The organism is Pseudomonas sp. DL, from assembly GCF_047199225.1.
Taxonomy (GTDB): domain Bacteria; phylum Pseudomonadota; class Gammaproteobacteria; order Pseudomonadales; family Pseudomonadaceae; genus Pseudomonas; species Pseudomonas aeruginosa.
In genome coordinates, this window is sequence record NZ_CP178323.1 from 203,656 (window position 1) to 228,290 (window position 24,635).

A 24,635-nucleotide genomic window follows, 5' to 3' on the forward strand; every position below is an offset into this window, starting at 1 on the left:
TGCCGAGGCGACGGATGGCTGGCGCTAGCCGGTTGGGAAGGCGGAGAAGCGCCGGGCCAGGTCCTGGCGGCGGAAGTAGTCGACGACGAAGTCGACGAAGACCCGGGTCTTGGCCGGTAGCAGCTTGTTCGCCGCGTAGTAGAGGCTGGTGTTGCCGGCGTCGACGTACCAGTCCGGCAGGACCCGCACCAGGGCGCCGGACTCCAGGTAGGCATAGGCGTGCTGCATGCATACCAGGGTGATGCCCAGGCCCATCGCGGCGACCTCGCAGGTGGCTTCCGGGTCGCTCATGGTCATGCGTTCGCGCAGCTCTATCGGCGCCTCCTCGCCGTTGCGCCGGCGCAGCGGCCAGGAGCGCACGCGGCCGGTCTGCGGCGAGCGGATGCGGATCCCGTCGAAGCCGCCCAGGTCGCCTGGATGGCGGATTGGCGGCTTGTCGCGGAGGTAGGCGGGCGAGGCGAGGAGGATCAGGTGGCCCGGCGTCAGGTTGCGCGCCACCACCCCGGGCGGCAGTTCGAAACCACCGCCGATGGCGGCGTCGAAGCCTTCGCCGATGAGGTCCACCTGGCGATTGTCGAAATGCCAGTCGGGCACGATGTCGGGATAGCGTTCGAGGAACTCGCCGAGCAGCGGCAGGATGTAGTCGCGGCCGAAGGCCAGCCCCATGCTGACCTTCAACGTGCCGCTGGGTTGGTTGCCGACGCTGGAGACGTTGGCGAGAGCGGTCTGGATGCCCTCCAGGCTGCCGCCGACCTCTTGCAGGAAACGCTCCCCGGCTTCGGTCAGGGTCAGGCGCCGGGTGCTGCGCTGGAACAGGCGCACGCCGAGGTTGCTTTCCAGGCGGGCGACGTTCTTGCCCACCCCGGCCGGCGTCAGGCCCAGGCGCCTGGCGGCCTCGGCGAAGCTACCGGCCTCGGCGCTGCGGACGAAGCACTGGATGTTGCTGAGGGTTTCCATGGGAAAGGGCCCGCATAAACCATTGGTATCGGCTGAATATAGCGATTACCCGCTACCAGGTCTGCAATGGACGACGGAAACTCGGGGCCTGTCTATCCACTCCGATGGAGATTTCCATGTCCGTATCCTCTGCATCCCTCGCCGGCAAAGTCGCCTTCGTCCAGGGCGGTTCCCGCGGCATCGGCGCCGCCATCGTTCGCCGGCTGGCCGCCGAAGGCGCCAGCGTCGCCTTCACCTACGTCAGCTCGGCGGACAAGTCCCGGGCCCTGGCGGCCGAACTCGAAGGCGCCGGAGCCAGCATCCTGGCCCTGCATGCCGATAGCGCCGACGCGGCCGCGCTCGTCGCCGCCGTCGACGAAGCGGCGGCTCGCTTCGGACGCATCGACATCCTGGTCAACAACGCCGCCGTCCTCGCCCTCGGTTCGGTGGAAGAGCTGCCGCTGGCCGACTTCGAGCGGACCCTGGCGATCAACGTGCGCAGCGTCTTCGTCGCCACCCAGGCGGCGGTCAAGCACATGGGCGACGGCGGGCGGGTGATCAGCATCGGCAGCACCAATGCCGAACGCATGCCGTTCGCCGGCGGCGCCACCTACGCGATGAGCAAGTCGGCGCTGGTCGGCCTGACCAAGGGCCTGGCCCGCGACCTCGGCCCGCGCGGGATCACGGTGAACAACGTGCAGCCGGGTCCGGTGGATACCGACATGAACCCGGACGACGGCGACTTCGCCGAGGCCCTCAAGGGCCTGATGGCGCTGCCGCGCTACGCCCGCAGCGAGGAAATCGCCAGCTTCGTCGCCTACCTGGCCGGGCCGGAAGCGGCCTACATCACCGGGGCCAGCCTGACCATCGATGGCGGTTTCTCGGCCTGACCCGGGTCGCCTCGTTCCACCCGGCGAAGTAGCCCCTCTCCCCGACCTTCTGGCCAGACGTTCCCTCCTGAAGGGAGAGGGCGAGGGGAGAGGTTCCGCTTATCGCAGCAGGAAAGGCGAAGCCCCCTCTACGACACCGGTCTCGCTGACGTATCGCTTCCAATGCTCGATCAGCTCCGCCAGCTTGCCCGGCTGGCTGTCAGCGAGGTCGTGGATCTCGCCCGGGTCGCGGGCCAGGTCGTAGAGCTGCCAGGTGGCCGGGCCCACCGGGGCCGGCAGGTACACCGCCTTCCAGTCGCCCTGGCGGATCGCACGCATGCCGAACAGCTCCCAGCCGGTCACGGTGTTCTCGTCGTGGGCCGCCTCGGTCTCGCCGGAAAGCCAGCCCAGCCACGACCTGCCGCGCGGCTCGGCGATCTCGCGGCCGCGCCAGCGCTTGCCTGGGTGGCGGACACCGGCGAGGTCGAGGAGGGTCGGGGTGACGTCCATCACCGTGGCGAAGGCATGGCTGATCGCACCCTGCCGGCTTAGCCGCGGGTAGCGCACCAGCGCTGGCACGCGAATCCCGCCCTGGGTGGTGAATGCCTTGTACAGGCGCGATGGTGCGGTGGCCGCCTGGGCCCAGCGCGGGCCATACCAGACGTAGGAATTGGCGCGGCCGATGTTTTCCAGGCTGTTGTCGTAGTGCCGGTCGAGAAAGCCCAGCAGGTCCGGGCCGAATTTCGGGAACGCCTCCAGCAGGGCGCCTTCGGCGCCGTTGTCGGACATGAACAGGACGAAGGTGTTGTCCAGCTCGCCCTGCCGGCGCAGGTAGTCCACGACCCTGCCGATGTTCCAGTCCATGCGCTCGACCATCGCCGCGTAGACCTCCATCGCCCGCGCCGACTTAGCCCGTTCCTCGTCCTCCAGGGCCTCCCACTCGCGGGTCAGGGCGAGCACCGGATGGGCTTCGACGTCCGCTTCCACCAGGCCCAGCTCCTTGAGCCGGGCCAGGCGTTCCTGGCGCAGCGCTTCTGGACCGGCGTCGTAGCGACCGCGGTACTTCTCGACGATCTCCCGCGGCGCTTGCAGCGGCCAGTGCGGCGCGGAGAACGGCAGGTAGGCGAAGAACGGCCGGCTCTGGTCGCGCTCCTTGAGGTATTGCAGCAGCTTGTCGCCGAAGGCGTCGGAGGAATAGAAGCCCTCCGGCAGCGTGTCGAGGTAGCGCTCGTCTTCCACGTAGAGCGCTGGCGTACCCTTGAGGATGCGCGGAGTGCTTTCGTCGTAGGGCGGCTCGAAACCATAGTGGTTGGCGGCGCCCGGCAGCAGCGAGAAGGAACGCTCGAAACCGCGTGCATGGGGCGTCTGTTCCGGCTTCAGGCCGAGGTGCCACTTGCCGGCCATGAGGGTCTGGTAGCCGGCCTCGCGGAGCAGCTCCGGCAGCGCCACCACGCGCTCGTTGAGATGCCCTTCGTAACCCGGCTTGCCTTCCAGTTCCGGGGTCAGCGCCTCGGCCATGGTGCCGATCCCGGCGATGTGGTGGTCGGTGCCGGTGAGCAGCATCGAGCGGGTCGGCGAGCAGGTCGAGGCGGTGTGGAAGTCGGTCAGGCGCAGGCCGGCGATGGCCAGGGCGTCGAGGTTCGGCGTGGCGATCTCGCCGCCGAAGGCGCCGATATCGGAGAAGCCCAGGTCGTCGGCGACGATCACCAGGAAGTTGGGGCGTTTGCTCATGCGCGGGTCTCGTCTGGATGGGAGGAGAAGGTGGGGCCCTCGCCCCCGCCCTTCCCGCAGGGGGAAAGGGCCAGGGCAAGGGGCTTTTCAGCAAGCGATGAATTCGAAGGGCAGGTTTTCCACCCGTCGCGGCGGCGGCGCGACGTACTCGCCGTCGGCGGTCAGTTCGTGCAGCAGCGCTTCGCGCTGGCGCAGGAAGTCGAAGCCACCGCGCTCGCGCGGATGCGCCAGGCCCACCTCGACCACCCGCCTGATCCGCCCCGGACGCGGCTCCATCACCACCACCCGGTCGGCCAGGTAGAGCGCCTCCTCGACGTCGTGGGTGACCAGCAGGGTGGTGATACGGGTGCGCCGGCGGATCGCCAGCAACTCTTCCTGCAACTGCTGGCGGGTCAGTGCGTCGAGGGCGCTGAACGGCTCGTCGAGCAGCAGCAGGCGCGGGCTGGCCACCAGGCCACGGGCGATCGCCACGCGCTGGGCCATGCCGCCGGACAACTGGTGCGGGTAGGCACGCTCGAAGCCGTGCAGGCCGACCAGGCGGATGTATTCGTCGATCCGCGCCGCCTTGTCGGTTTCGCCAAGGGCTTCGTTGACCAGGCCGAGGGCGACGTTCTGCTGCACCGTCAGCCAGGGGAACAGGCGGTGCTCCTGGAACACGATGCCGCGTTCGCCGCCGATGCCGGCGATTGGCCGGCCGTCGACGCGGATCTCGCCGTCGTAGTCGCGGTCCAGGCCGATCAGCAGGCGCAGCAGGGTCGACTTGCCGCAGCCACTAGCGCCGACGATGGCGATGAACTCGCCCTCGCCGATCTCCAGGTCGAACTGCTGGATCGCTTCCAGTCGCCGGCCGTCCACGGCGAAGTGCTTGCGCACCTGGCGGAAGCTGACCAGCGGGGTGCCCGTGGCGGGCGCGGTGAATGCGTTCATGCGTGTCTCCAGCGCGTGGCGCGCGCTTCGATGCGTTGGCCGAGGGCATTGAGCAGGGCGCCGGTGAGGCCGACCAGGAGCATGCCGGCGCCGATCAGGTCCATGCGGAACAATTGCTGGGCGCCGATCATCAGGCTGCCGATGCCGCCGTCGGAGGGCATGAAGTACTCGGCGCCGATGGTTCCCAGCCAGGCGTAGATCAGCGCCAGGCGCAGGCCGGCGAACACCGACGGGGCGGCACCCGGCAGGACCAGCCGGAGCAGCCGTCGCCAGGGACCCAGGCGCAGCACCCGGGCCGCCTCGCCGAGGCTCGGCGGCAGGCTGGCGATGCCGCGCTGGGTGGCCAGCAGCAGCGGGAAGAAGGCGGCGATTGCGACGAACGTCAGCTTGGCCGGTTCGCCCAGGCCGAACCAGGCGGTGAGCAGCGGTACCCAGGCGAAGATCGCCACCTGCCGCAGTGCCGCGAAAGTGGGGCCGAAGAAGCGTTCCGCCGGGCGCCACAGGCCGAGCAGCAGGCCGCCGAGGAAACCCAGGCCGCCGCCCAGCAGGAGCCCGCCGAGCGTGCGCTTCAGGCTGTCGAACAGGGCGCCTGGGAGGCTGCCGTCGAGCGCTCCGCTCCAGGTCGCCCGCGCCACTTCCAGAGGGCTGGCGAGGATCGCCGGATCGACCCATTCGGCGCTGCTCGCCGACTGCCACAGGAGCAGCAGCGCCAGCGGCGGCAGCCAGACCTGCAGGCGCTGCCAGCCGCGTCCCGGCGGGCGCCGGCGGAATTCGCCGGTGGCGGCTTGCGGCCAGTGCAGCAGGCGGCGGTCGAGCCACTGGATGGCGCGGTCCATGCCCACCCCGACCAGGCCGATGATGAGGATGCAGACGAACACGATGTCGAGCATGAACAGTTGCCGGCCCTGCACCATCAGGTAGCCGATACCCTCGCTGGAAGCCAGCAACTCGACCGCCAGCAGCGAGGTCCAGCCCTGCGCCAGGGCCAGGCGCAGCCCGGTGAGGAAGGCCGGCAGCGCCGCCGGCAGGATCAGCCGCCAGACCAGCAGGCGTGGCGGCAGGCGCAGTACTGCGGCGGCTTCGCGCAGCTTGGGCTGGGCGTCGCGCACGCCGACCAGGGTATGGATGGTCACCGGCACCACGACCGCTTTCACCAGCACCACCAGCTTGAGCAGTTCGCCGATGCCGAAGAACAGCATGAACAGCGGGATCCAGGCCAGCGTGGGGATTTGCGCGAGGGCGCTGAAGGTGGGGAAGACCAGGCGCTCGGCACGCGGACTGAAGCCCAGCCAGGCGCCTAGCGCGGCGCCGCTGGCGACCCCGGCGAGCAGGCCCCAGGCCAGGCGCCGCAGGCTGATCGCCAATTCGCTCCAGAGTTCGCCGGCGAGCAACTCGCGGGCGCTCTGCCAGACCAGCTCGGGAGTTGGCAGCACCTGGGCCGACATCCAGTGGCGATGGCTGGCGACCCACCACAGCAGCGCCAGCCCGAGCGGCAGCAACCAGGGCAGCAGGCCGTCCCCCAGGCGCCGGGCGAAAGCCGCGGAGGGCGGCGGCGCCAGGCGCGGCAGGGGCCGGCTCCAGGCGGGCGAAAGGGTTTTATCGATATTCTTCATGGGAATATAAATCGCCGAATAAATGCATTTTTTCGCTAAGAAGGGCCATTTAAAGAAAGGCCCCAGGCAGCGGCAAATGCATTTGGAGAATATTTTCCATGCTCTGGCTGCATATGACGCGGAGAGGCCCGTGCGGCCTGTCATACTGCTTGTGGTTATAAAAAAATGAATTTTTATTATTTATTTTCGAGGCGCCGCTGTGCATAGCTAGCCGCACACCCGCTCCCGGCGGGAATCCCTCTCTTCCCGTTCCAAGGAGCCGCCCCATGAAAGCGCTTACGTCTTCCCTGCTCGGTCTGTTCGCCGCGCCTGTCCTCGCCGGCCTGCTCGGTGCCTACGTGCCGCTGGCGAGCGCCGCTCCGCCGAAGGAAATCCGCATCGCGGTGCCGGACGTCAGCGCCGGCAGTTCGCACTCGGGCGGCGGCGTGGTCGACGTGCTCTACACCCGCCAGTTGCTGGAGAAGGAGTTCGCCAACGACGGCATCGCGGTGAAATGGAGCTTCTTCAAGGGCGCCGGCCCGGTGGTCAACGAAGCGTTCGCCAACGGCCAGGTGGACTTCGCCTACCTCGGCGACCTGGCGGCGATCATCGGCAAGTCCGGAGGCCTGGACAGCCGCCTGCTGGCCGCTACCGCGCGAGGGGTCAACCACTATCTCGGCGTGCAGCCGGGCTCCGGGATCAAGACCCTGGAGGATCTCAAGGGCAAGCGCGTAGGCATCTTTCGTGGCACCGCCAGCCAGTTGTCGTTCGACAATGCCCTGGCCAGCGTCGGTCTCAGCGAGAAGGACCTGAAGGTGATCAACCTCGATTTCAGCGCCGCCCTGTCCGCCCTCGCAGCCAGGCAGATCGATGCCACCTGGGGCCTGGCCGGACTGTTCGCCCTGCGCGACCGCGGGCTCGCGGAAATTCCGCTGAGCACCCGCGACCTGAACGGCGCCGGCACCCTGCAGGCGCTGCTGGTCGGCTCCGGAGCCTTCGTCGATGCCCATCCGGACATCACCGAGCGGCTGCTCAAGGTGCAGTTGCAGGCCCAGGACTGGCTGGCCCGCGAGGAGAACCGCGACGCTTACATCGAACTGGTGTCGAAGCAGGCCAGCTACCCGGTGGTGATCCTGCAGAGCGAGTACCGTGGCCGCAAGCTGGGCGACGCCCTGTCGCCGCGCCTGGACGCCGATTTCCTTGGCCGGCTGGATGCTTCGATCCAGGCGGCCAAGCGTTTCGGCCTGATCCGTCGCGAATTCAGCGCCGAGCAGTGGGCCGCGCCGGAACTGCTGGAGGCGGCCGGCAAGCTGGCGAAGGCCAAGGCCGTGGCGCAGGCGGCGGAGTGACGCCGAGCCGGGGACGGCCGAGGCGGCGCCGTTTCGTAGCAATTTGTAATATGTTTCGAGATTCTTGCACCGACCCAACCAATGACTGGATCGAGCGAAGTATCCAGCCGTTGGTCGGGGATTCTGCGTATATCGCGTCATGAAAGTTTCACGCGGGTAATCCGCAGGTTATTCCGCGATCATTTCGTTCGTTAATCGCCCCATATATTCAGATACAAAATCGGCACTGCCAATTCTTCCAGTTTTCCCTTCCGACAATTCTCCCGACCCTCCCCGGAAACAACTCCAAGTATCTCGCGGCGAACCGCCGCGTCCCGCATCTAGCCTGCCCATCACTACGACAGCGCGGCGCCAGCGCCGGGCCTCGCCCTGCGCGTCGGCGGCATTCCTGATTTTCTTTCGGAGGAGAGCGGTCATATGAATCTCGATAGCAAATTGTTCGACGCGACACTCGATCTCGAACGCGTGAAAGTTTCGGTGAGAACGCTGGTGAAGTTATCCCGCCAGGAACAATCGGCGATCATCCGGACCCTCAACGAGTTTGGTTTCCTGCTGTTGCGCAGCGAACAGGGCGAAGACAGGCAGGAACTTCTCGCGCTCAAGGAGTTGTTCGGCCGCGCCGCCCCCCACCCGCGCGCCGACGCCGACGGCATCGTGCCGATCAGCAATGCGCGGTATGTCAGCGGCTACCTCGGCTCCACGCCGCTGGAGCACAAGCTGCACACCGACGGCGCTTTCCTCGACACCCCGGAGCAATTGTGCAGCCTGCAATGCGTGCGCAACGCCCGGGAGGGCGGGGAGACCCTGCTGGCCAGCGCCGGACTGGCCTTCGAGCGCCTGCGCCGGCGCATGCCGACCAAGCATCTCGGCCTGCTGCGCGGCGACGCCCTGACCATCGTGCGCAAGCACCAGAGCAGCACCCAGCCGGTGTTCCGCCTGAACGGCGAGGCGCTGGGCATCAAGTTCCGGCAGAACGATGGGGCGGCCGAGGTGGTCGAGCATCCTGTGGCGGTGGAGGCCTTCGCCGAACTGGTGGCGGCGCTCGAGGATCCGGCCTGCCAACTGCGGATCAAGCTCGAGCCGGGGGAAATCCTGGTGCTCGACAACACCGCGGTGTTGCACGGGCGCACTGCCTTCTGCGCCAACGAACTGCGCGAGATGCGCCGGCTCAACTTCGACGGCCACGGCCGCCTGCGGGCGGAGCTGGAACTGGGCTTCAAGGTGGGGTTGTGATCGCACAGTTCGTCGCGGTGGTGCTGCCGATCCTGATCTGCACCGGGATCGGTTTCGCCTGGAGCCGTTCCGCCGGGCCGGTGGATACCCGCGCGCTGGTGTTCCTGGTGGCCAACGTCGGCTTTCCCTGCCTGCTGCTGTCGTCGCTGGACCGCCCCGGCCTGTCCATTGGCATGGTGGCCGGGGTGTTCCTCGCCACCGCGCTGGCGGTGCTGGCGTTCGCCCTGCTGGGCCTGGTCGCCCTGCGCCTGCTGCGGATGCCGGTGCGGCGCTACCTGCCGTCGATCATGCTGCCGAACTCCGGGAACATGGGCATCCCCATCGCCTACCTGGCCTTCGGCGAGGAGGCGCTGGTGTATGCGGTGGCGTTCTCCACCCTGATCCAGGTGGGCCACGCGACGCTCGGCGTCTGGTTCGCTTCGGGCGATATCACCCCGGCGAGCATCCTGCGCAACCCGATGATCTATGCCCTGGCCGTGGCGCTGGGCCTGATCGCCCTGGGCTGGAGCCTGCCGCCGCCGTTGCGCGATGTGACCCGCCTGCTGGGCGGGATTACCGTGCCGCTGATGCTGGTGATGCTCGGCCTGTCGCTGGCCGGTCTGCGCCTGCACGAGACCTGGCGGCCGTTGCTGCTGTCTCTGGTGCGGGTCTGGGGCGGTTTCGCGGTCGGCTATGGGATCGCTGCCGGCCTGGGCATGGAGGCGGTGGCGGCGGGCACCTTCGCCATCCAGTGCGGGATGCCGACCGCGGTGCTCACCTACCTGTTGGCCAAGCGTTACGACGGACCGGTGAACGAAGTGGCAGGCATGGTGCTGATCACCACGCTGCTGGTGCTGCTCTCCACGCCTTTGTTCATCCAGTTGCTGCCGCGCGCGTGAAGACGATCCGGGCCGCCCCGCGGGGCGGCCCGGGGCGTCACCAGATCGAGCGGGAGTAATCGACGACCAGCCGGGTTTCGTCGATGTCGCCGTCGAGATAGCTCGCGTTGCCCCGGTGCCAGGCCTGCGAGGCGCGCAGCGCGAGGCCGGCGAGGGGGCCCGCCTTGACCCGATAGGCGAAGCCGAGGTCGTTTTCCCGGTGCCGCCCGTCACGCCCGTAGAGTCCGGCGTAGATGCTCTCGGCGGCACTGCTGGCGCTGGCCCCGGCACGGCCGCGGGCATGCAGCGCATGCAGGCTGAGCCCAGGCAGGCCGAGCGCGCCGAGGTCCAGGTCATAGCGTAATTGCCAGGAACGCTCGCCCGGTCCGTTGAAGTCGGAGTAGCCCACCGAGTTGGCCAGTACCATGGACGCGCTGGAGCGCCCGTCGCCGAAGGCCATGTAGTCGAACGGCTGCTCGCCATGGACACGCTGGTAGGCCAGGGTGATGCGCTGCGGCCCCTGTTCGTAGCCCAGGGCCAGGGAGCTGGCCAGGGTGTCGATGCGGCCGAAGCGGCTCTGGCCGCTGTCGCGGGTGCGGTAGGCGTCGAGGTCGACCCGCAGCGCGCGCTCCCCGCCCAGCGGCTGGCGATGGCTGGCGCCGAAATAGGCCTGCTGCCAGATGTCGTCGAAGCGCGAGACGTAGAGCGACAGTTGCAGCCGCTCCGTGGCCTGCCATTGACCGCCGAGGAAGCCGACCGCGTCGAGGCGCACCGGATAGGCGCCGAGGCGTCCGTAGACGGTGCTGATGTCGCCGCGGACCTTGGATTCGCCGGGGCCGGAGGCGGCGGTGAAGCGCCCACCCTCGAGCAGCAGCCCGTCGAACGAGCGGTCCTCCAGCAGCAGGCCGTAGGCCATGCCGGCCAGCGTGCGGTTGCTGCTGGCGGCGAACACCGGCGCGCTGGTGGTGGTCTGGCCGTACTTCAGGCGGGTTTCGCCGTGGCGTAGCCTGAGGGCGCCACCGACCTTGCCGTAGCGATGGTCGGGATGGCCGTCGGCGCCGACCGGCAGGTTGCCGGTGCCGGTGCGGCCGCCGCCGCTGTCCAGTTGCAGGCCGAGCATGGCATGGGCGTCGAGGCCGAAGCCGAGGCTGCCCGGCGTGTAGCCGGAGGCGAACTGGAGGCGCAGGCCCTGGGTGGCTTCCTCACGGTAGCCGTTGCGCTCGCTCCTGGGCTTGAAGCGGTTGCGCCCGGCGTTGTTCGGGCTGTCGCGGTAGTCGCGGTTGAAGTAGTAGGTGCGAGCGAGGAACTGCAGTTCGCTGTCCTCGACGAAGCCCCCATCCCCGGCCGTCGCGGCCGCCCCTTCGGAAAGCGTGCCGGCGACCAGGCCGGCGAATACAGCGCGTCTGAGATTTTGCATTTATTGTTTTCTCCCACCTGAGTGCCAGGTGGGCGCAGTCTCGGAAGTCGCTCCGCAGGCCGCTTGTGTTTCCCTGCCTCGGCTTTTGCCGGGGCCTGCCATTGGCAGGGGCTGGCATGTGCAACGGCAGGCCGGGTCAAGCATTTCGGAAGTCACCGACGGAGAGTGTGGCGTCGGCCGTCATCCGCAACGGCCGTGGGTGGGAGCCTAGGCTCCCGATGCAACCTCGCCTCAGGGAATACGCTTCATGAACAACAAGACCCTATGCCCTTCGCTCTTGCTCTGCCTTTCGCTGCTCGCACCGCTGTCTTGTCTCGGGGAGACCGCCGCCGCGCCCTATCCGCTGGCCCACCCACCGCGCCTGGCCGACTACCTCCCGCCGCCGCCGGCGGCGGACTCGGCTGCGGCCGTCGCCGATCTCGGCGCGGTGCTGGAGGCGCAACGCCTGCGCACGCCCGAACAGGTACGCCGGGTACGCGCCCACGACCAGTGGGAGGACAACGTCTTCCCCTTCGCCGGCGACCTGCTGGGCGCCTCGTTCGACAAGGAACGCCTGCCGCTGACCCGGAGTTTCTTCAACCGCGCCCAGGAAAACCTGGTCGAGGTGCTGATGCCGGCGAAGAAGCACTTCGCCCGCCCGCGTCCCTACGAAGTGACACCGAAGGTGAAGCCGGTGCTGCCGCCGCCGGAGGGGGAGTCCTATCCCAGCGGCCACACCATGGACAGCTACTTCAAGGCCTCGCTGCTGAGCATGCTGGTGCCGGAGCATCACGATGCGTTCTTCGCCCGCGCCGAGGAGCATGCGCAGAGCCGTGTGCTGGCCGGCGTGCACTTCCCCAGCGACCTGGAAGGCGGGCAGACCGCCGCCGCGGCGCTGGTGGCGAGCCTGCTGGCCGATCCGGCGGTGGCCGCCGACTTCGCCGCGGTGCGCGAGGAGCTGCGCGGCGCGCTGGGGTTGCCGAAACTCCAGTAGAGGAAGGGAAAGCGCGCGGCGGCTCAGGCCGCCGCGTGTTGCGCCTGGTCCAGTTCCACCAGCGTCTCGATCATCGCCTTGGCCGCTGCCGAAAGCCGGTAGCCGCTGCGGCTGATGATGCCGCAGCGGGCGCTGAGGCTATCCAGGTTCTGCGGCAGGTTGCGCCACTGTAGCGGTTGCAGTTCGCCGCGCTGCAGGTAGGGGCGCAGGGTCTCGTCGCTGGCGATGCCGATGGCGTCGGTCTGGCGGACGATACGGATCAGCGCGTGCATGTTCTCGCAGCGGATGTTGGCGGCGAAGTCGATCTTGCCGCTGAGGTTCGCCAGCAGCTTGCGGATGCCCGGGGGAATCAGGGTCGAGGCCAGCGGGTAGTTGAACAGGTCGTTGGTGGACAGGCTGTCCTTGCCCAGCAGCGGATGTTGCGGACGGCAGAAGAACTGGCCGCGGCGCGGGGTCAGCGGGCGCGTCTGGAAGTTCGGGTCGGCCTCGAAGTCGCGGATGTCGGCGACGAAGAATTCGATCTCTTCGCGGAGCAGGGCGCGGCTGAGCTTTTCCCAGTTGTCCACGTCCAGGCTGATCTGCACCCGCGGGTGGCGGTTGATGAAGTCGGCCACCGCGTCCGGCACCAGTTGCTGGGCCGGCGCCGGCCCGCTGCCGAAGCGCAGCTCGCCGGCATCCAGCTTGTTCAACTGGGCGATCTCGTGGATCAGGTTGGCCGACCCCTGCACCAGGCTCAGCGCGTGTTGCAGCACCACCTGGCCTTCCGGCGTCGGGCGCAGGTCCTTGCTGCCACGGTCCACCAACTGACAGCCAAGCTCCTGCTCCAGGCCCTGGATGCTGCGGCTGAAGGCCGGCTGGGTGATGCCCATGGCGTCCGCCGCGCGGACGAAACTGCGGTGTTCGGCGAGGGCGATGAAGTAACGCAGTTGGCGCAGATCCATGATGCTTTACCGGCATTGGAAATATTGGACAAAGGCATTTGCCGTTCGGGATGTGCTGGTTTTAAATGCAAGCTCTTATTCCGTCAACAAAGAACAAATTAGAAAAATATGCGATTTAGTAATAAGCATAGATAGACCCCAGGAGCTGAACATGGTCCACCGTGCCTTTGCCGCCCCACCTCCGCCGTTCCGAATGCCCTTCCGCGTCGCCGGCGGCTGTCGCCCCTGACAGTCGCCCGGGGCTGAGCCGTCCGCCGGCCCCCTTCGAACCTTTCGCCAGATCGCTGCCTTGCGCGGCATGGCCGCCTGCTGCCTGCGTCCGGCTGCGCCGGAACCGAGGACATTCACGATGAAGCACCACTACCGCCTGCCGCTCCGCCGAACGCCGCCCGGCGGCTCCGACTACGCCCTGGCCCTGCTGCTCGCCCTCGGCGGTGCGTTGCCGGCCAGTGCCGCCGATGCTCCCGCGCCCGCCGAGGAAGCGCCGCCGCTGGCCAGCAGCCTCCCGGACAAGGCCGATACGGCCCTGGGCAAGGTCACTGTCACCGCGCGTCGCCGCGAGGAGGATTCGCAGAAGGTACCGACGCCGATCACCGTGCTCGGCGGCGAGACTCTCGAGGCCCAGCGCATCTCCCGGGTGCAGGACCTGCAGCAGGTGCTGCCCAGCGTCAATGTCGCCTACATCCATGCGCGGCAGTCGAGCGTCGCCGTGCGCGGCATCGGCAACAACCCCGCCAGCGACGGCCTGGAAGGCAGCGCCGGGATCTACCTCGACAACGTCTACCTGGGACGTCCGGGAATGGCCGTGTTCGACCTGCTGGACATCGAGCAACTGGAGCTGCTGCGCGGTCCGCAGGGCACCCTGTTCGGCAAGAACACCACCGCCGGGGTGCTGAACATCAGCACCCGCGCGCCGACCTTCACTGCCGAGCGTACCGTCGAGGTCTCCGGCGGGCAGGATGGCTACTTCCAGGGCCGCGGCACGGTTTCCGGGCCGCTCGGCGAAACCCTCGCCGGACGCCTCTCGGCCTATCGCACCCGCGACGACGGCTACATCAAGAACATCCACGACGACAACTATCTCAACGGCGGCGAGCGCCAGGGCGCGCGCGGGCAATTGCTGTTCGAGCCGAACGAGGACTTCAGCCTGCGCTGGATCGCCGACTACAACGAGGAGGATTCGAGCAACGGCAGCATGGTGGTCTACGGCGGCGCCGAGCGTTTCTGGCAGCGCGCCGCGCTGGTCGGCGCTTCGCCGTTGCGCGATCCGCAGCGCAGGAAGGTCAACATCAACGGCCGCCAGCACGTCAGCGTGCACCAGGGCGGCAGCTCGCTGGAGGCCAACTGGAACCTCGCCGGCGGCTACCGCCTGACCTCCATCAGCGCCTACCGCTACTGGCACTTCACCCCGGCCAACGACGAGCAACTGAACGTCTCGGCGATCAACGACACCGGGGTGGAAGTGCACGACCGGCAGTTCTCCCAGGAGATCCGCCTGGCCTCGCCCACCGGCGGTGCCTTCGACTACGTGGTGGGCGCCTACGCGTTCAGGCAGAACCTCGGCAACAAGACCTTCACCTCCTACGGACCGTTGGCCGACCTGTACCTGCTCGGCGCCAATCTCGGCGCGCTGAACGACACCTACTCGAAGGCCAACGGCAAGATCGAGACCGACAGCTTCGCGCTGTTCGCCCAGGGCACCTGGCACCTCACCGAACGCCTGGACTTCACCGCCGGCCTGCGTGGTACCTACGAGGAGAAGAACGCCAAGGTCGAGCGCTTCGCTCCGCTGGGCGGCGCGGCGGTCGGCGGGGTCGGCGCGGCGGTGCGCAACGGCCAGCTCGGCGCCTACGATTCCGGCGATCTCAGCCAGTACAACTTCGCCCCTTCGGCGTTGCTCAGCCTCAGCTACCAGTTCAGCGACGACCTGCTCGGCTACGCCAGCCTGTCCCACGGCGAGAAGTCCGGCGGGGTCAACCTGGCGGTGGGCAGCGCACCGAGCGCCGGCGCCGATTCGCTGCTGGTCGGACCGGAGCGCGCCAACGACGCCGAGCTGGGCCTGAAGAGCACGCTCTTCGACCGGCGCCTGCTGCTCAACGCCAACCTGTTCTGGACCGGCATCCACGGCTACCAGGCCACCACCCTGTACCAGGCGCCGGGCTCGACCCAGTTGGTGCAGGTGCTGGCCAACGCCGGCAGCGTGCGCTCGCGTGGTCTGGAGTTCGAGGCCACCGCGCTGCCGTTGCGCGGCCTGACCCTGAACTTCAACGGCTCCTATAACGACGTCACCTACCTGTCGTTCAAGGATGCCCCGTGCCCTGCGGAAGTCAGCACCCGGCCCGGCGCGCCGAGCAGTTGCGACCTCACCGGGCAGCGCGTGGTCGGCGCCTCGAAATGGATCGCCAATCTCAATGGCGAATACCAGTGGCGCCTCGACGACCGCCTCCAACCCTACGTCAGCGCCAGCTACGCCTACCGCTCCGCCGCCGAGGGCACGCTGGACAACTCCGACCTTTCGAAGATCGACGGCTACGCCCTGGTGAACCTCGCCGCCGGTCTGCGCAGCGATCTCGGCGACGGCCAACTGGACACCTCGGTATGGCTGAAGAACGCCTTCGACAAGGACTACTACCTGAGCGCCTTCGCCAGCATCAACGGCTCCTACACCGCATCGGTGGGGCAGCCGCGCACGCTCGGCGTATCGCTGCGCTACGACTTCTGAGCCTTCACCCACGCAGTACCCCACGCATGAGGAACATGACATGAGCAATGCAGCACAAGCCCTCGCCACGCCGGTACGGCTCGACGTCCGGCCGGTCGCCGGACGGATCGGCGCGGAGATTCGCGGTGTGACCCTGTCCGGCGAACTGGACGTCGCCACCGTCGAGGCGATCCAGGCCGCCCTGGTACGCCACAAGGTGATCTTCTTCCGGGACCAGAGCCATCTCGACGACCAGACCCAGGAGGCCTTCGCCCACTTGCTTGGCGAACCGGTCGCCCACCCCACCGTGCCGTCCCGCGAAGGCACCCGCTTCCTCCTCGAGCTGGATGGCGCCGAAGGCCGCCGGGCCAACTCCTGGCATACCGACGTGACCTTCGTCGAGGCCTACCCGAAGGCCTCGATCCTGCGCAGCGTGGTGGCCCCGGAGTCCGGCGGCGACACCGTCTGGGCCAACACGGCGAGCGCCTACGCCGACCTGCCGGCGGAGCTGCGCGAGCTGGCCGACCGGCTCTGGGCGGTGCACAGCAACGAGTACGACTACGCCGGGGTCAAGCCCAGCGCCTCGGTGGAGCAGTTGGAGAACTACCGCAAGGTGTTCACCTCGACCGTCTACGAGACCGAGCACCCGGTGGTCCGCGTGCATCCGCAAAGCGGCGAGCGGACGCTGCTCCTCGGCCACTTCGTGAAACGCCTGAAGGGTCTTTCGCAGCATGACTCGGCGCATCTCTTCGCGGTGCTGCAGGGGCACGTCACGCGCCTGGAGAACACCGTGCGCTGGCGCTGGCAGGCCGGCGACGTGGCGATCTGGGACAACCGCGCGACCCAGCACTACGCGATCGACGACTACGGCGACCAGCCGCGCGTGGTGCGCCGGGTGACCCTCGGCGGCGACGTGCCGGTAGGCATCGACGGGCAACGCAGCCGGACGATCCGGAAGGCATGACGGACCCGGCCCTCTCCTCGCCGGGGAGGGCGACCACAGGAAGAACGAACCCGCGAGGACCCCTTACATGAGCCAATCCGCCACCGCCCGGCAACCCGAACCCGAGGTCGCCGAGGCATTCCGCATCACCCCCCTGGAGGCGCCGCTGGGCGCCGAAGTCCGTGGCCTCGACGCGCGCCGGCCGCTGGCGCCGGAGCAGGTCCTGGCGCTCAAGCAGGCGCTGCGCGAGCACCACATCCTGGTGTTCCGCCAGCAGCACCTCGACGATGAGCAGTACTTGCGCTTCGCCACCCTGTTCGGCTCGGTGTTCCAGCCGCCGGCGGACATCCCGGTGCTGTCCTCGGGTGGCGACGGCAAGGTGCCGGACATCGTCAAGGTGGCCAACACCGGCGACGGCGAACTGGGCAACTTCGCCCTGCCGGCACACATCGACCACCAATGGACGCCGGTGCCGTCCTCCGGCTCGTTCCTCTACGCACTGGAGGTGCCGTCCAGTGGCGGCGAGACGCGCTTCACCAACCTGGCGCGCGCCTACGAGAGCCTCGACGAGGCGACCCGGCGCGAGATCGATGGCCTGCGCCTGATCAACTACAACCCCTTCATCCGCCTGCGCGAGGGCGGCTACGGCGGCGGTTTCGCCACCTACCGCACGCCGGACATCGAACCGATCCAGGGCAGCGAGCACCCGCTGGTACGCACCCACCCGGAAAGCGGCCGGCGCGTACTGTTCCTCAGCGCCCACACCGAGGTGGAGATTCCCGGCTACGACCCCGCGCGGGGCCAGGCGCTGATCGGTCGCCTGCGCGAACATCTGGCGCGCCCGGAACTGAGCTACAGCCACGCCTGGTCGGTGGGCGACATCGTCTGGTGGGACAACCAGGCCGTGCTGCATGCGCGCAACGCCTTCCCGGCCAGCGAGCGGCGGCGCCTGAAGCGCATCAGCCTGGCGGGCAGCCGTCCGTTCTGAGCCGGCATCCCCCAGCGTGCGCCGGCTCCTCCGTTGCCGACCGGCGTAGGTCGCTGCGCGCCGCTCTGGCGAGCCCCTTCCGTTCCGGCGAATAGCTAGCAGAACTGCGACATGCTGTCGCAGTTCTGCCATTTCTCCGCGTCTATCCTGCCCATAGGGCAATTCGCCTTTGGTCTAACGAGCTGGCCTGCAGCGCCCATGGAAAGGCGATCCTGACTTTGTAGTCAAAGTTTTGCTTTGCTACTTTGGCCAGGCATCAGGGATTGCTGATACAGCGTATTAAAAACATTAATTACCCCGGCATTCCGCGGCGCTGGCAGGATATTTTCCCGTCGAAGCCGTAGCGGCTTGACCTGATAGCCGGTCATTCACGGCAGGGATGTCATATTCTCGCGCGGGCTTCCCCGGATAGGCTGCACGCCAGTCAGGACGCGCCCGGCGGCGATGGGCGGGAATTGTTGGTCGGTTTATGACTTGTAGTTTCTCTGTCGTATGCCTTCAGAACTTGTTGAAGGCTTTTCGGCTCGATTGCACAATGCCGCGCCAAGGTTCGTTCGCGAATCGCGGTATGTGAGCTAGACCTCCGCAGCCGGTGCGCCATCCGCAGTGCCCCGGACTACTCGACAATCACGCAGGAGATTCGTGAGTGCAGATCGGTGTCCCCCTCGAGACCCATGCCGGTGAGACGCGGGTTTCCGCCACCCCGGAAACCGTCAAGAAGCTGATCGGCCAAGGCCACCAGGTGATCGTCCAGAGCGGCGCCGGCGTCAGCGCCAGCCAGCCGGACAGTGCCTATGAAGCCGCCGGCGCGACGATCGGCAGCGCCGCCGAGGCCTTCGGCGCCGACCTGGTGCTGAAGGTGGTCGCGCCCAGCGCCGCCGAGCTGGCCCAGATGAAAAGCGGTGCCGTGCTGGTCGGCATGCTCAACCCCTTCGACAACGAGAACATCGCCCGCATGGCCGAGCGCGGCATCACCGCCTTCGCCCTCGAGGCCGCGCCGCGTACCTCGCGGGCGCAGAGCCTGGACGTGCTCTCCTCGCAGGCCAACATCGCCGGCTACAAGGCGGTGATGCTCGCCGCCAACCACTACCCGCGCTTCATGCCGATGCTGATGACCGCCGCCGGCACCGTGAAGGCCGCCCGCGTGCTGATCCTCGGCGCCGGCGTCGCCGGCCTGCAGGCGATCGCCACGGCCAAGCGCCTGGGCGCGGTGATCGAGGCTTCCGACGTGCGTCCGGCGGTGAAGGAGCAGATCGAGTCGCTCGGCGCCAAGTTCGTCGACGTGCCCTACGAGACCGACGAAGAGCGCGAGTGCGCCGAAGGCGTCGGCGGCTACGCGCGGCCGATGCCGGCCTCGTGGATGGAGCGCCAGGCCAAGGCCGTGCACGAGCGCGCCAAGCAGTCGGACATCGTCATCACCACCGCGCTGATCCCCGGCCGCAAGGCGCCGACGCTGCTGCACGAGGCGACCGTGGCGGAGATGAAGCCGGGCTCGGTGGTCATCGACCTGGCCGCCGCCCAGGGCGGCAACTGCCCGCTGACCGAGGCCGACCAGGTCGTGGTCCGGCACGGCGTGACCATCGTCGGCCACAGCAACCTGGCCGCGCTGGTACCGGCGGACGCCTCGGCGCTATACGCGCGCAACATCCTCGATTTCCTCAAGCTCACCCTGAACGCCGAAGGCTTCAGCGTGAACCTCGAGGACGACATCGTCGCCGCCTGCCTGATGTGCCGCGACGGCCAGGCGGTGCGCAAGAACGGCTGAGCCGCTGCGTCGGGAAGCTTCGATAACGATAAATGCGCACGCCTCGCGCCTGCGCCCTGAAGACCGGTGAAAACGATGGATATCATTTCTGACGGGATCTACAACCTGATCATCTTCGTGCTGGCCGTGTACGTCGGCTACCACGTGGTATGGAACGTCACCCCTGCCTTGCACACCCCGCTGATGGCGGTGACCAACGCGATTTCCGCGATCGTCATCGTCGGCGCCATGCTCGCCGCCGCCCTGACCGTGACCCCGCTGGGCAAGGCCATGGGCACCCTCGCCGTGGCCCTGGCCGCGGTCAATGTGTTCGGTGGCTTCCTGGTCACCCGGCGCATGCTGGAAATGTTCAAGAAGAAAGCGCCGAAGGCGGGGGGCCACTGATGAGCATGAACCTGGTCACCCTCCTGTACCTCATCGCCTCGGTCTGCTTCATCCAGGCCCTGAAAGGCCTGTCGCACCCGACCACCTCGCGCCGCGGCAACCTCTTCGGCATGGTCGGCATGGCCATCGCCGTGGCCACCACCGTCGGCCTGGTGTTCAAGCTGGGCGCGGAGATCGCCACCACCGGCGTCGGCTACATCGTCGTCGGCCTGCTGGTCGGCGGTACCGCCGGCTCGATCATGGCCAAGCGCGTCGAGATGACCAAGATGCCCGAGCTGGTCGCCTTCATGCACAGCATGATCGGCCTGGCCGCGGTGTTCATCGCCATCGCCGCGGTGGTCGAGCCGCAGTCGCTGGGGATCGTCGCGCACCTGGGCGACACCATTCCCACCGGCAACCGCCTGGAGCTGTTCCTCGGCGCGGCCATCGGCGCCATCACCTTCTCCGGTTCGGTGATCGCCTTCGGCAAGCTCTCCGGCAAGTACAAGTTCCGCCTGTTCCAGGGCACCCCGGTGCAGTTCTCCGGGCAGCACCTGCTGAACCTGGTGCTCGGCCTGGCAACCCTCGGCCTGGGCCTAGTGTTCATGTTCACCGGCAACCTCACCGCCTTCGCCGTGATGCTGGCGCTGGCCTTCGTCCTCGGCGTGCTGATCATCATCCCCATCGGCGGCGCCGACATGCCGGTGGTGGTGTCGATGCTCAACTCCTATTCCGGCTGGGCCGCGGCGGGTATCGGCTTCTCGCTGAACAACTCGATGCTGATCATCGCCGGCTCGCTGGTCGGCTCTTCGGGCGCGATCCTCTCCTACATCATGTGCAAGGCGATGAACCGCTCGTTCTTCAACGTCATCCTCGGCGGCTTCGGCGCCGAAGCCGACGCCGGCGGCCCGGCGGGCTCCAAGGAGCAGCGTCCGGTGAAGTCCGGTTCGGCCGACGATGCCTCGTTCCTGCTGACCAACGCCGACAGCGTGATCATCGTCCCCGGCTACGGCCTGGCGGTGGCCCGCGCCCAGCACGCGCTGATGGAACTGGCGGAGAAGCTGACCCATCGCGGGGTCACCGTGAAGTTTGCCATCCACCCGGTCGCCGGGCGCATGCCGGGGCACATGAACGTGCTGCTGGCCGAGGCCGAGGTGCCCTACGAGCAGGTGTTCGAGATGGAGGACATCAACTCCGAGTTCGGCCAGACCGACGTGGTCCTGGTGCTCGGTGCCAACGACGTGGTCAACCCGGCGGCGAAGAACGATCCGAAGTCGCCCATCGCCGGCATGCCGATCCTCGAGGCCTACAAGGCCAAGACCGTGATCGTCAACAAGCGCTCCATGGCCAGCGGCTACGCCGGCCTGGACAACGAGCTGTTCTACCTGGACAAGACCATGATGGTGTTCGGCGACGCCAAGAAAGTCATCGAAGACATGGTCAAGGCGGTGGAGTGATTCCCCGCTGAGTCCACCAGAACCCCGGCCCAGGCCGGGGTTTTTCGTTTTCGCGGGTTGCCCGCGCAGCGTTCTCCGCCGCTTCCAACGGCGAAAACACCAGCCTTTCAGGAATATTTTTCATGCCCGCAAGGCATGGGTTTTTCGTCGGATCGCTGTAGCCCGCCAACCACGCGGCCTGTGGCGACAGGGGCGAAACCCATAGCTCCAGAAGTTATTTCCATAACAAAAATAATTACTTCAGGCGCTAAGCCTCCTTGCCAATCATGCAACTCCCTGCGCCGCTAGGACTCCAGCACGGACCTGAGCGGCCATCGAGTTCGTCAGTGCAAGGAGCTTTTCATGGCAACACCCCAGCCCGTCGATGCCCGCACGCAGCCCTGGCGCGAGACGCCCGGCGGCGACCTGGTGGCGCTCGGTCGGCCGGTTCGCCAGGCGTTGCACCTGGTTCGCCACAACCCGGCACAGGGTCGGGTGCTCAGCCGGCGCGAGACGATCCTGCTGGTCCTGTTCGCCCTGACCCTGCACGGAGCGGTGATCCATTGGCTGAGCCAGCAGAGAACCCCGGCGCTGCCCGAGGTGCCGCCACAGGTGCCGCCGATGACCATCGAGTTCACCGCCCCGGCGCCGCCGGTGGTGGAACCGCCGCCGCCCGAGCCGTTGCCGCCGGTGGTCGAGGAACCGCCACCGCCGGTGGTCGACGAGAACGCGGTGAAGCCGCCGCCGCCGAAGCCGGTGCCAAAGCCGAAACCCAAGCCCAAGCCGCAACCCCGGCCCAAGCCGGCGCCGAAGGCCGTCGAGCCGGCTCCGCCCGCGCCGCCGCAACCCGCCGCGCCACCCGCCCCGCCGGCGCCGGCCGCCGCCCCGGCGCCGCTGACGCCGCCGTCGGCGAACGCCGGCTACCTGCACAACCCGGCGCCGGAATACCCCGCCCTGGCCATGCGCCGCGGCTGGGAGGGCACCGTGCTGTTGCGGGTGCATGTCCTCGCCAGCGGCAGCCCGAGCGAGATCCAGGTGCAGAAGTCGAGCGGACGCGAAGCCCTCGACCAGGCCGCGGTGAAAGCGGTCAAGCGCTGGTCCTTCGTTCCCGCCAAGCGCGGCGACAAGGCCGAGGACGGCTGGGTCAGCGTACCGATCGATTTCAAGTTGAACTGAATCTGCAGCGTCACGAGGAGCATCCGTCATGAGTCTGTTAACCACCCCGCTCGAATCCGTCGAAGGCGCCGTCATCTGGCTGCTGGTCGGCTTTTCCGTGGTCACCTGGGGCCTGGCCCTGGTCAAGGGCGTGCAGTTCGCCCGGCAGAAGCGCCAGGACCGCCAGTTCCAGAAGCAGTTCTGGAGCGCCACCAGCCTCGACTCCGCCGGCGAGCAGGCGCAGGACAAGCAGGGCGCCGGCGCCCGCGTGGCCCAGGCCGGCTTCGCCGCGATCCAGGTGCAGGACAACGGCCAGCCCGACCTGGCCCAGTCGATCAACCACCAGGACCGTCTCGAACGCGCCCTGCGCCAGCAGATCCAGCGCGAGCGGCGTTCCCTGGAGTCGGGCCTGGCGGTGCTCGCCTCGATCGGCTCGACCTCGCCCTTCATCGGCCTGTTCGGCACCGTCTGGGGCATCATGGAGGCGCTCAAGGGGATCAGCGCGGCCGGCTCGGCGAGCCTGGAGACCGTGGCCGGGCCGATCGGCAGCGCGCTGATCGCCACCGGCGTGGGAATCGCCGTCGCGGTGCCGGCGGTGCTGGTCTACAACTACTTCCTGCGGCGCCTGAAGCTGACCGCCGCCGACCTCGACGACTTCGCCCACGACTTCTACAGCCTGGCGCAGAAGAGCGCGTTCCGCGTCATCGTCCATCCCTCCGCCGCGCGCCAGGCCGGCAACCCCTCGCGCAACGTGAAGGAGGCGTCCTGACATGGCCTTCTCGACCCAGGACAGCGACGAAGTCCTTTCCGAAATCAACGTCACCCCGCTGGTCGACGTGATGCTGGTGCTGCTGGTGGTGTTCATCGTCACCGCGCCGCTGCTGACCAACTCGATCCCGATCAACCTGCCGAAGACCGAATCGGTGGCCCCGCCGGAGCAGAAGGATCCCCTGGTGGTGAGCATCGATGGCGCCGGCAAGCTGTTCGTCAACAAGGACGAGATCCAGCCGGAGCTGCTGGAGAGCAACCTGGCCGCGGCCAAGGCGAAGGACGCCGAGGTCCGCGTGCAGTTGCAGGCCGACGAAGGGGTGAACTACGGCCAGGTGGCGAAGGCCATGGCTTCCATCGAGCGCGCCGGGATCACCAGGCTGGCGGTGATCACCGCACGCTGAAGCGAATCCACGCCGTCCGGCGCAGGCCGGGCGGGCAACGGTTTCGACCGCTCCGATCCGGGCAGGGGAGAGCGGTCTTTTTTATTCCGGATGGACGCTCCTCGGGTGTGTCCGCCGAGGCCGGGCTCGCGAATGCGTCGCGCACCCTGTCCGGCGCTCGCACGTCCCACGCCTGGGCGCTCAGGCCTGGCGTGCCGGCGCATCCTGCTCCTTGGCGTCCTCCGTTCCTTCGACTTCCCATTCACCGGCCCAGTCCTCGCCGAACAGTTCGCTGGGATGCTGGGTGCGGCTGGCGCCGTTGCCGCAGCCCATAGATTCCGCCGAGCAATAGCGATCGCAACCCCAGCAGATGCGCTCCGGATGGCTGGGATGGAGAGGAAATTTCTTGGCCATGATCCTGTCCCGATACCTGATGCCTGCGCTCAGGTATACCGCCGATGGCTTGCGCCGCCCAGGCGTTGCCGCGGAAAAGTGGCTTCGGCTTGCGCTGGATCAACTCGATTGGCGTATATGTATTAATAGAATATTAAAATTGCTTTTTATTCCTTAGAGAAAAAAGGCTGCGCCCTTACACTTCCCTGGTGATGAATTTTTCTGGAGGGTTCTCCATGCACAGCGAACGCGTCCGTTATGTGTTGGTGCCCGGTTGGTACGGCTCGGAAGACGCCCATTGGCAAAGTCACTGGCAGCGCGCGCTGCCCAATGCCTCACGGGTCGAGCAACAGGACTGGATCACCCCGCTGCGCGCCGACTGGATCGCCGAGCTGGACGCCGAGATCCGCCGCCAGCCCGGGCCGGTGGTGCTGATCGCGCACAGCCTGGGTTGTGTGACAGTGGCGCTGTGGGCGGCCCAGGCCGAGCGCCGGGTGCGCGACCAGGTACGCGGCGCCCTGCTGGTGGCGCCGGCCGACGTCGAGCGCGAGAGCTGCGCCGAGGCGTTGCGCAACTTCGCGCCGATCAGCCGCGAGCCGTTGCCGTTCCCCAGCGTGCTGGTGGGTTCCGACAACGACCAGGCCTGCAGCCCGCAGCGCGCCATGCACCTGGCCCGCGCCTGGGGCGCGGAGACGGTGATCCTGCCCGAGGCCGGGCACATCAACGTGAAGTCCGGCCACGGCGCCTGGGAGGCCGGCTACCGTCACCTGTTCCGCTTGCAGTACCTGATCGACAGCCAGGCTCGTCGCCGCGCCTGATCCTCCAGATCGTTAACCTTGGCGTAACGGTTCGTCGCCCGGCTTGATTGAACAGGCCTGGCGGCCTGCCTAACGTGGCTCCTCACGACAGCGTGAA

The 24,635-nt window shown here is 67.8% G+C and carries 22 protein-coding genes; 15 read left to right on the top strand and 7 right to left on the bottom strand.

Features of this window, described 5'->3' with window-relative positions:
- Positions 1–24: 24 nt before the first annotated feature.
- Positions 25–957 (bottom strand): LysR family transcriptional regulator, encoded by a 933-nt coding sequence (locus ACI766_RS00920; protein WP_003083951.1) that lies wholly within the window; start codon positions 955–957, stop codon positions 25–27.
- A 116-nt stretch (positions 958–1,073) separates the two neighbouring features.
- Between ACI766_RS00920 and ACI766_RS00925 the strand changes: the two genes are divergently transcribed.
- On the top strand, positions 1,074–1,826 hold the full coding sequence (locus ACI766_RS00925; RefSeq protein ID WP_003106691.1) for a 3-oxoacyl-ACP reductase family protein: 753 nt from the start codon (positions 1,074–1,076) through the stop codon (positions 1,824–1,826).
- A 99-nt stretch (positions 1,827–1,925) separates the two neighbouring features.
- Here the strand turns inward: ACI766_RS00925 and atsA are convergent, their stop codons facing one another.
- The 3 genes from atsA to ACI766_RS00940 form a co-directional block, all read right to left on the bottom strand.
- Entirely contained in the window at positions 1,926–3,536 is a 1,611-nt protein-coding gene (atsA, locus tag ACI766_RS00930; protein WP_003142432.1) for an arylsulfatase AtsA, read from the bottom strand.
- Between the two features lie 87 nt (positions 3,537–3,623).
- Complete coding sequence (locus tag ACI766_RS00935; protein WP_003112653.1) at positions 3,624–4,463, bottom strand: ABC transporter ATP-binding protein; 840 nt, start codon at positions 4,461–4,463, stop codon at positions 3,624–3,626.
- Positions 4,460–6,076, bottom strand: a complete 1,617-nt coding sequence (locus tag ACI766_RS00940; protein WP_003106694.1) for an ABC transporter permease — start codon at positions 6,074–6,076, stop codon at positions 4,460–4,462. The genes ACI766_RS00935 and ACI766_RS00940 overlap by 4 nt, the downstream gene beginning before the upstream one ends.
- Before the next feature lie 266 nt (positions 6,077–6,342).
- On the opposite strand from ACI766_RS00940, the gene ACI766_RS00945 reads away from it, so the two are divergent.
- From ACI766_RS00945 to ACI766_RS00955, 3 genes are all read left to right on the top strand, one after another.
- Entirely contained in the window at positions 6,343–7,404 is a 1,062-nt protein-coding gene (locus tag ACI766_RS00945) for an ABC transporter substrate-binding protein (RefSeq protein ID WP_003112655.1), read from the top strand.
- A gap of 417 nt (positions 7,405–7,821) precedes the next feature.
- Positions 7,822–8,637, top strand: a complete 816-nt coding sequence (locus ACI766_RS00950) for a TauD/TfdA family dioxygenase (protein WP_003107194.1) — start codon at positions 7,822–7,824, stop codon at positions 8,635–8,637.
- The gene (locus tag ACI766_RS00955; RefSeq protein ID WP_003107192.1) at positions 8,634–9,515 is read left to right on the top strand and encodes an AEC family transporter; all 882 of its coding nucleotides are present in this window, start codon (positions 8,634–8,636) and stop codon (positions 9,513–9,515) included. Before ACI766_RS00950 ends, ACI766_RS00955 begins: the two co-directional genes overlap by 4 nt.
- A gap of 37 nt (positions 9,516–9,552) precedes the next feature.
- On the opposite strand, the gene ACI766_RS00960 is transcribed toward ACI766_RS00955, so the two are convergent.
- A complete protein-coding gene (locus tag ACI766_RS00960; RefSeq protein WP_087823919.1) occupies positions 9,553–10,911 on the bottom strand; it encodes an OprD family porin in 1,359 nt (452 codons plus the stop codon).
- 247 nt (positions 10,912–11,158) lie between these two features.
- Here ACI766_RS00960 and ACI766_RS00965 point away from each other — a divergent pair, with 247 nt between their 5' ends.
- Positions 11,159–11,884, top strand: coding sequence for an acid phosphatase (locus tag ACI766_RS00965; RefSeq protein ID WP_003083962.1), 726 nt, complete (start codon positions 11,159–11,161; stop codon positions 11,882–11,884).
- A 23-nt stretch (positions 11,885–11,907) separates the two neighbouring features.
- On the opposite strand, the gene ACI766_RS00970 is transcribed toward ACI766_RS00965, so the two are convergent.
- Positions 11,908–12,825: a LysR family transcriptional regulator gene (locus ACI766_RS00970; RefSeq protein ID WP_003083964.1), complete on the bottom strand. Its 918-nt coding sequence runs from the start codon at positions 12,823–12,825 to the stop codon at positions 11,908–11,910.
- Positions 12,826–13,174: 349 nt separating this feature from the next.
- On the opposite strand from ACI766_RS00970, the gene ACI766_RS00975 reads away from it, so the two are divergent.
- The 9 genes from ACI766_RS00975 to ACI766_RS01015 all read left to right on the top strand — a co-directional run bounded on the left by ACI766_RS00975 (position 13,175) and on the right by ACI766_RS01015 (position 23,348).
- Positions 13,175–15,547, top strand: a complete 2,373-nt coding sequence (locus tag ACI766_RS00975) for a TonB-dependent receptor (RefSeq protein ID WP_023104701.1) — start codon at positions 13,175–13,177, stop codon at positions 15,545–15,547.
- A 40-nt stretch (positions 15,548–15,587) separates the two neighbouring features.
- Entirely contained in the window at positions 15,588–16,490 is a 903-nt protein-coding gene (locus tag ACI766_RS00980) for a TauD/TfdA dioxygenase family protein (protein ID WP_087823918.1), read from the top strand.
- Between the two features lie 67 nt (positions 16,491–16,557).
- Positions 16,558–17,457 carry a TauD/TfdA dioxygenase family protein gene (locus tag ACI766_RS00985; protein ID WP_003112661.1) on the top strand — a complete coding sequence of 300 codons (900 nt, stop codon included), beginning with the start codon at positions 16,558–16,560 and terminating at the stop codon, positions 17,455–17,457.
- Between the two features lie 646 nt (positions 17,458–18,103).
- Entirely contained in the window at positions 18,104–19,222 is a 1,119-nt protein-coding gene (locus tag ACI766_RS00990) for a Re/Si-specific NAD(P)(+) transhydrogenase subunit alpha (protein WP_003112662.1), read from the top strand.
- A gap of 75 nt (positions 19,223–19,297) precedes the next feature.
- Complete coding sequence (locus ACI766_RS00995; RefSeq protein ID WP_003083974.1) at positions 19,298–19,606, top strand: NAD(P) transhydrogenase subunit alpha; 309 nt, start codon at positions 19,298–19,300, stop codon at positions 19,604–19,606.
- Entirely contained in the window at positions 19,606–21,042 is a 1,437-nt protein-coding gene (locus tag ACI766_RS01000; protein WP_003083975.1) for an NAD(P)(+) transhydrogenase (Re/Si-specific) subunit beta, read from the top strand. The genes ACI766_RS00995 and ACI766_RS01000 overlap by 1 nt, the downstream gene beginning before the upstream one ends.
- 342 nt (positions 21,043–21,384) lie before the next feature.
- The gene (locus tag ACI766_RS01005; protein WP_003117234.1) at positions 21,385–22,197 is read left to right on the top strand and encodes an energy transducer TonB; all 813 of its coding nucleotides are present in this window, start codon (positions 21,385–21,387) and stop codon (positions 22,195–22,197) included.
- A gap of 28 nt (positions 22,198–22,225) precedes the next feature.
- The gene (locus ACI766_RS01010; RefSeq protein WP_003083979.1) at positions 22,226–22,945 is read left to right on the top strand and encodes a MotA/TolQ/ExbB proton channel family protein; all 720 of its coding nucleotides are present in this window, start codon (positions 22,226–22,228) and stop codon (positions 22,943–22,945) included.
- A gap of 1 nt (position 22,946) precedes the next feature.
- A complete protein-coding gene (locus ACI766_RS01015; protein WP_003106175.1) occupies positions 22,947–23,348 on the top strand; it encodes an ExbD/TolR family protein in 402 nt (133 codons plus the stop codon).
- Between the two features lie 180 nt (positions 23,349–23,528).
- Here the strand turns inward: ACI766_RS01015 and ACI766_RS01020 are convergent, their stop codons facing one another.
- Entirely contained in the window at positions 23,529–23,741 is a 213-nt protein-coding gene (locus ACI766_RS01020; protein WP_003118603.1) for a DUF3079 domain-containing protein, read from the bottom strand.
- 215 nt (positions 23,742–23,956) lie between these two features.
- Between ACI766_RS01020 and ACI766_RS01025 the strand changes: the two genes are divergently transcribed.
- Positions 23,957–24,538, top strand: a complete 582-nt coding sequence (locus ACI766_RS01025) for an alpha/beta hydrolase (RefSeq protein WP_003106176.1) — start codon at positions 23,957–23,959, stop codon at positions 24,536–24,538.
- Positions 24,539–24,635 lie beyond the last annotated feature (97 nt).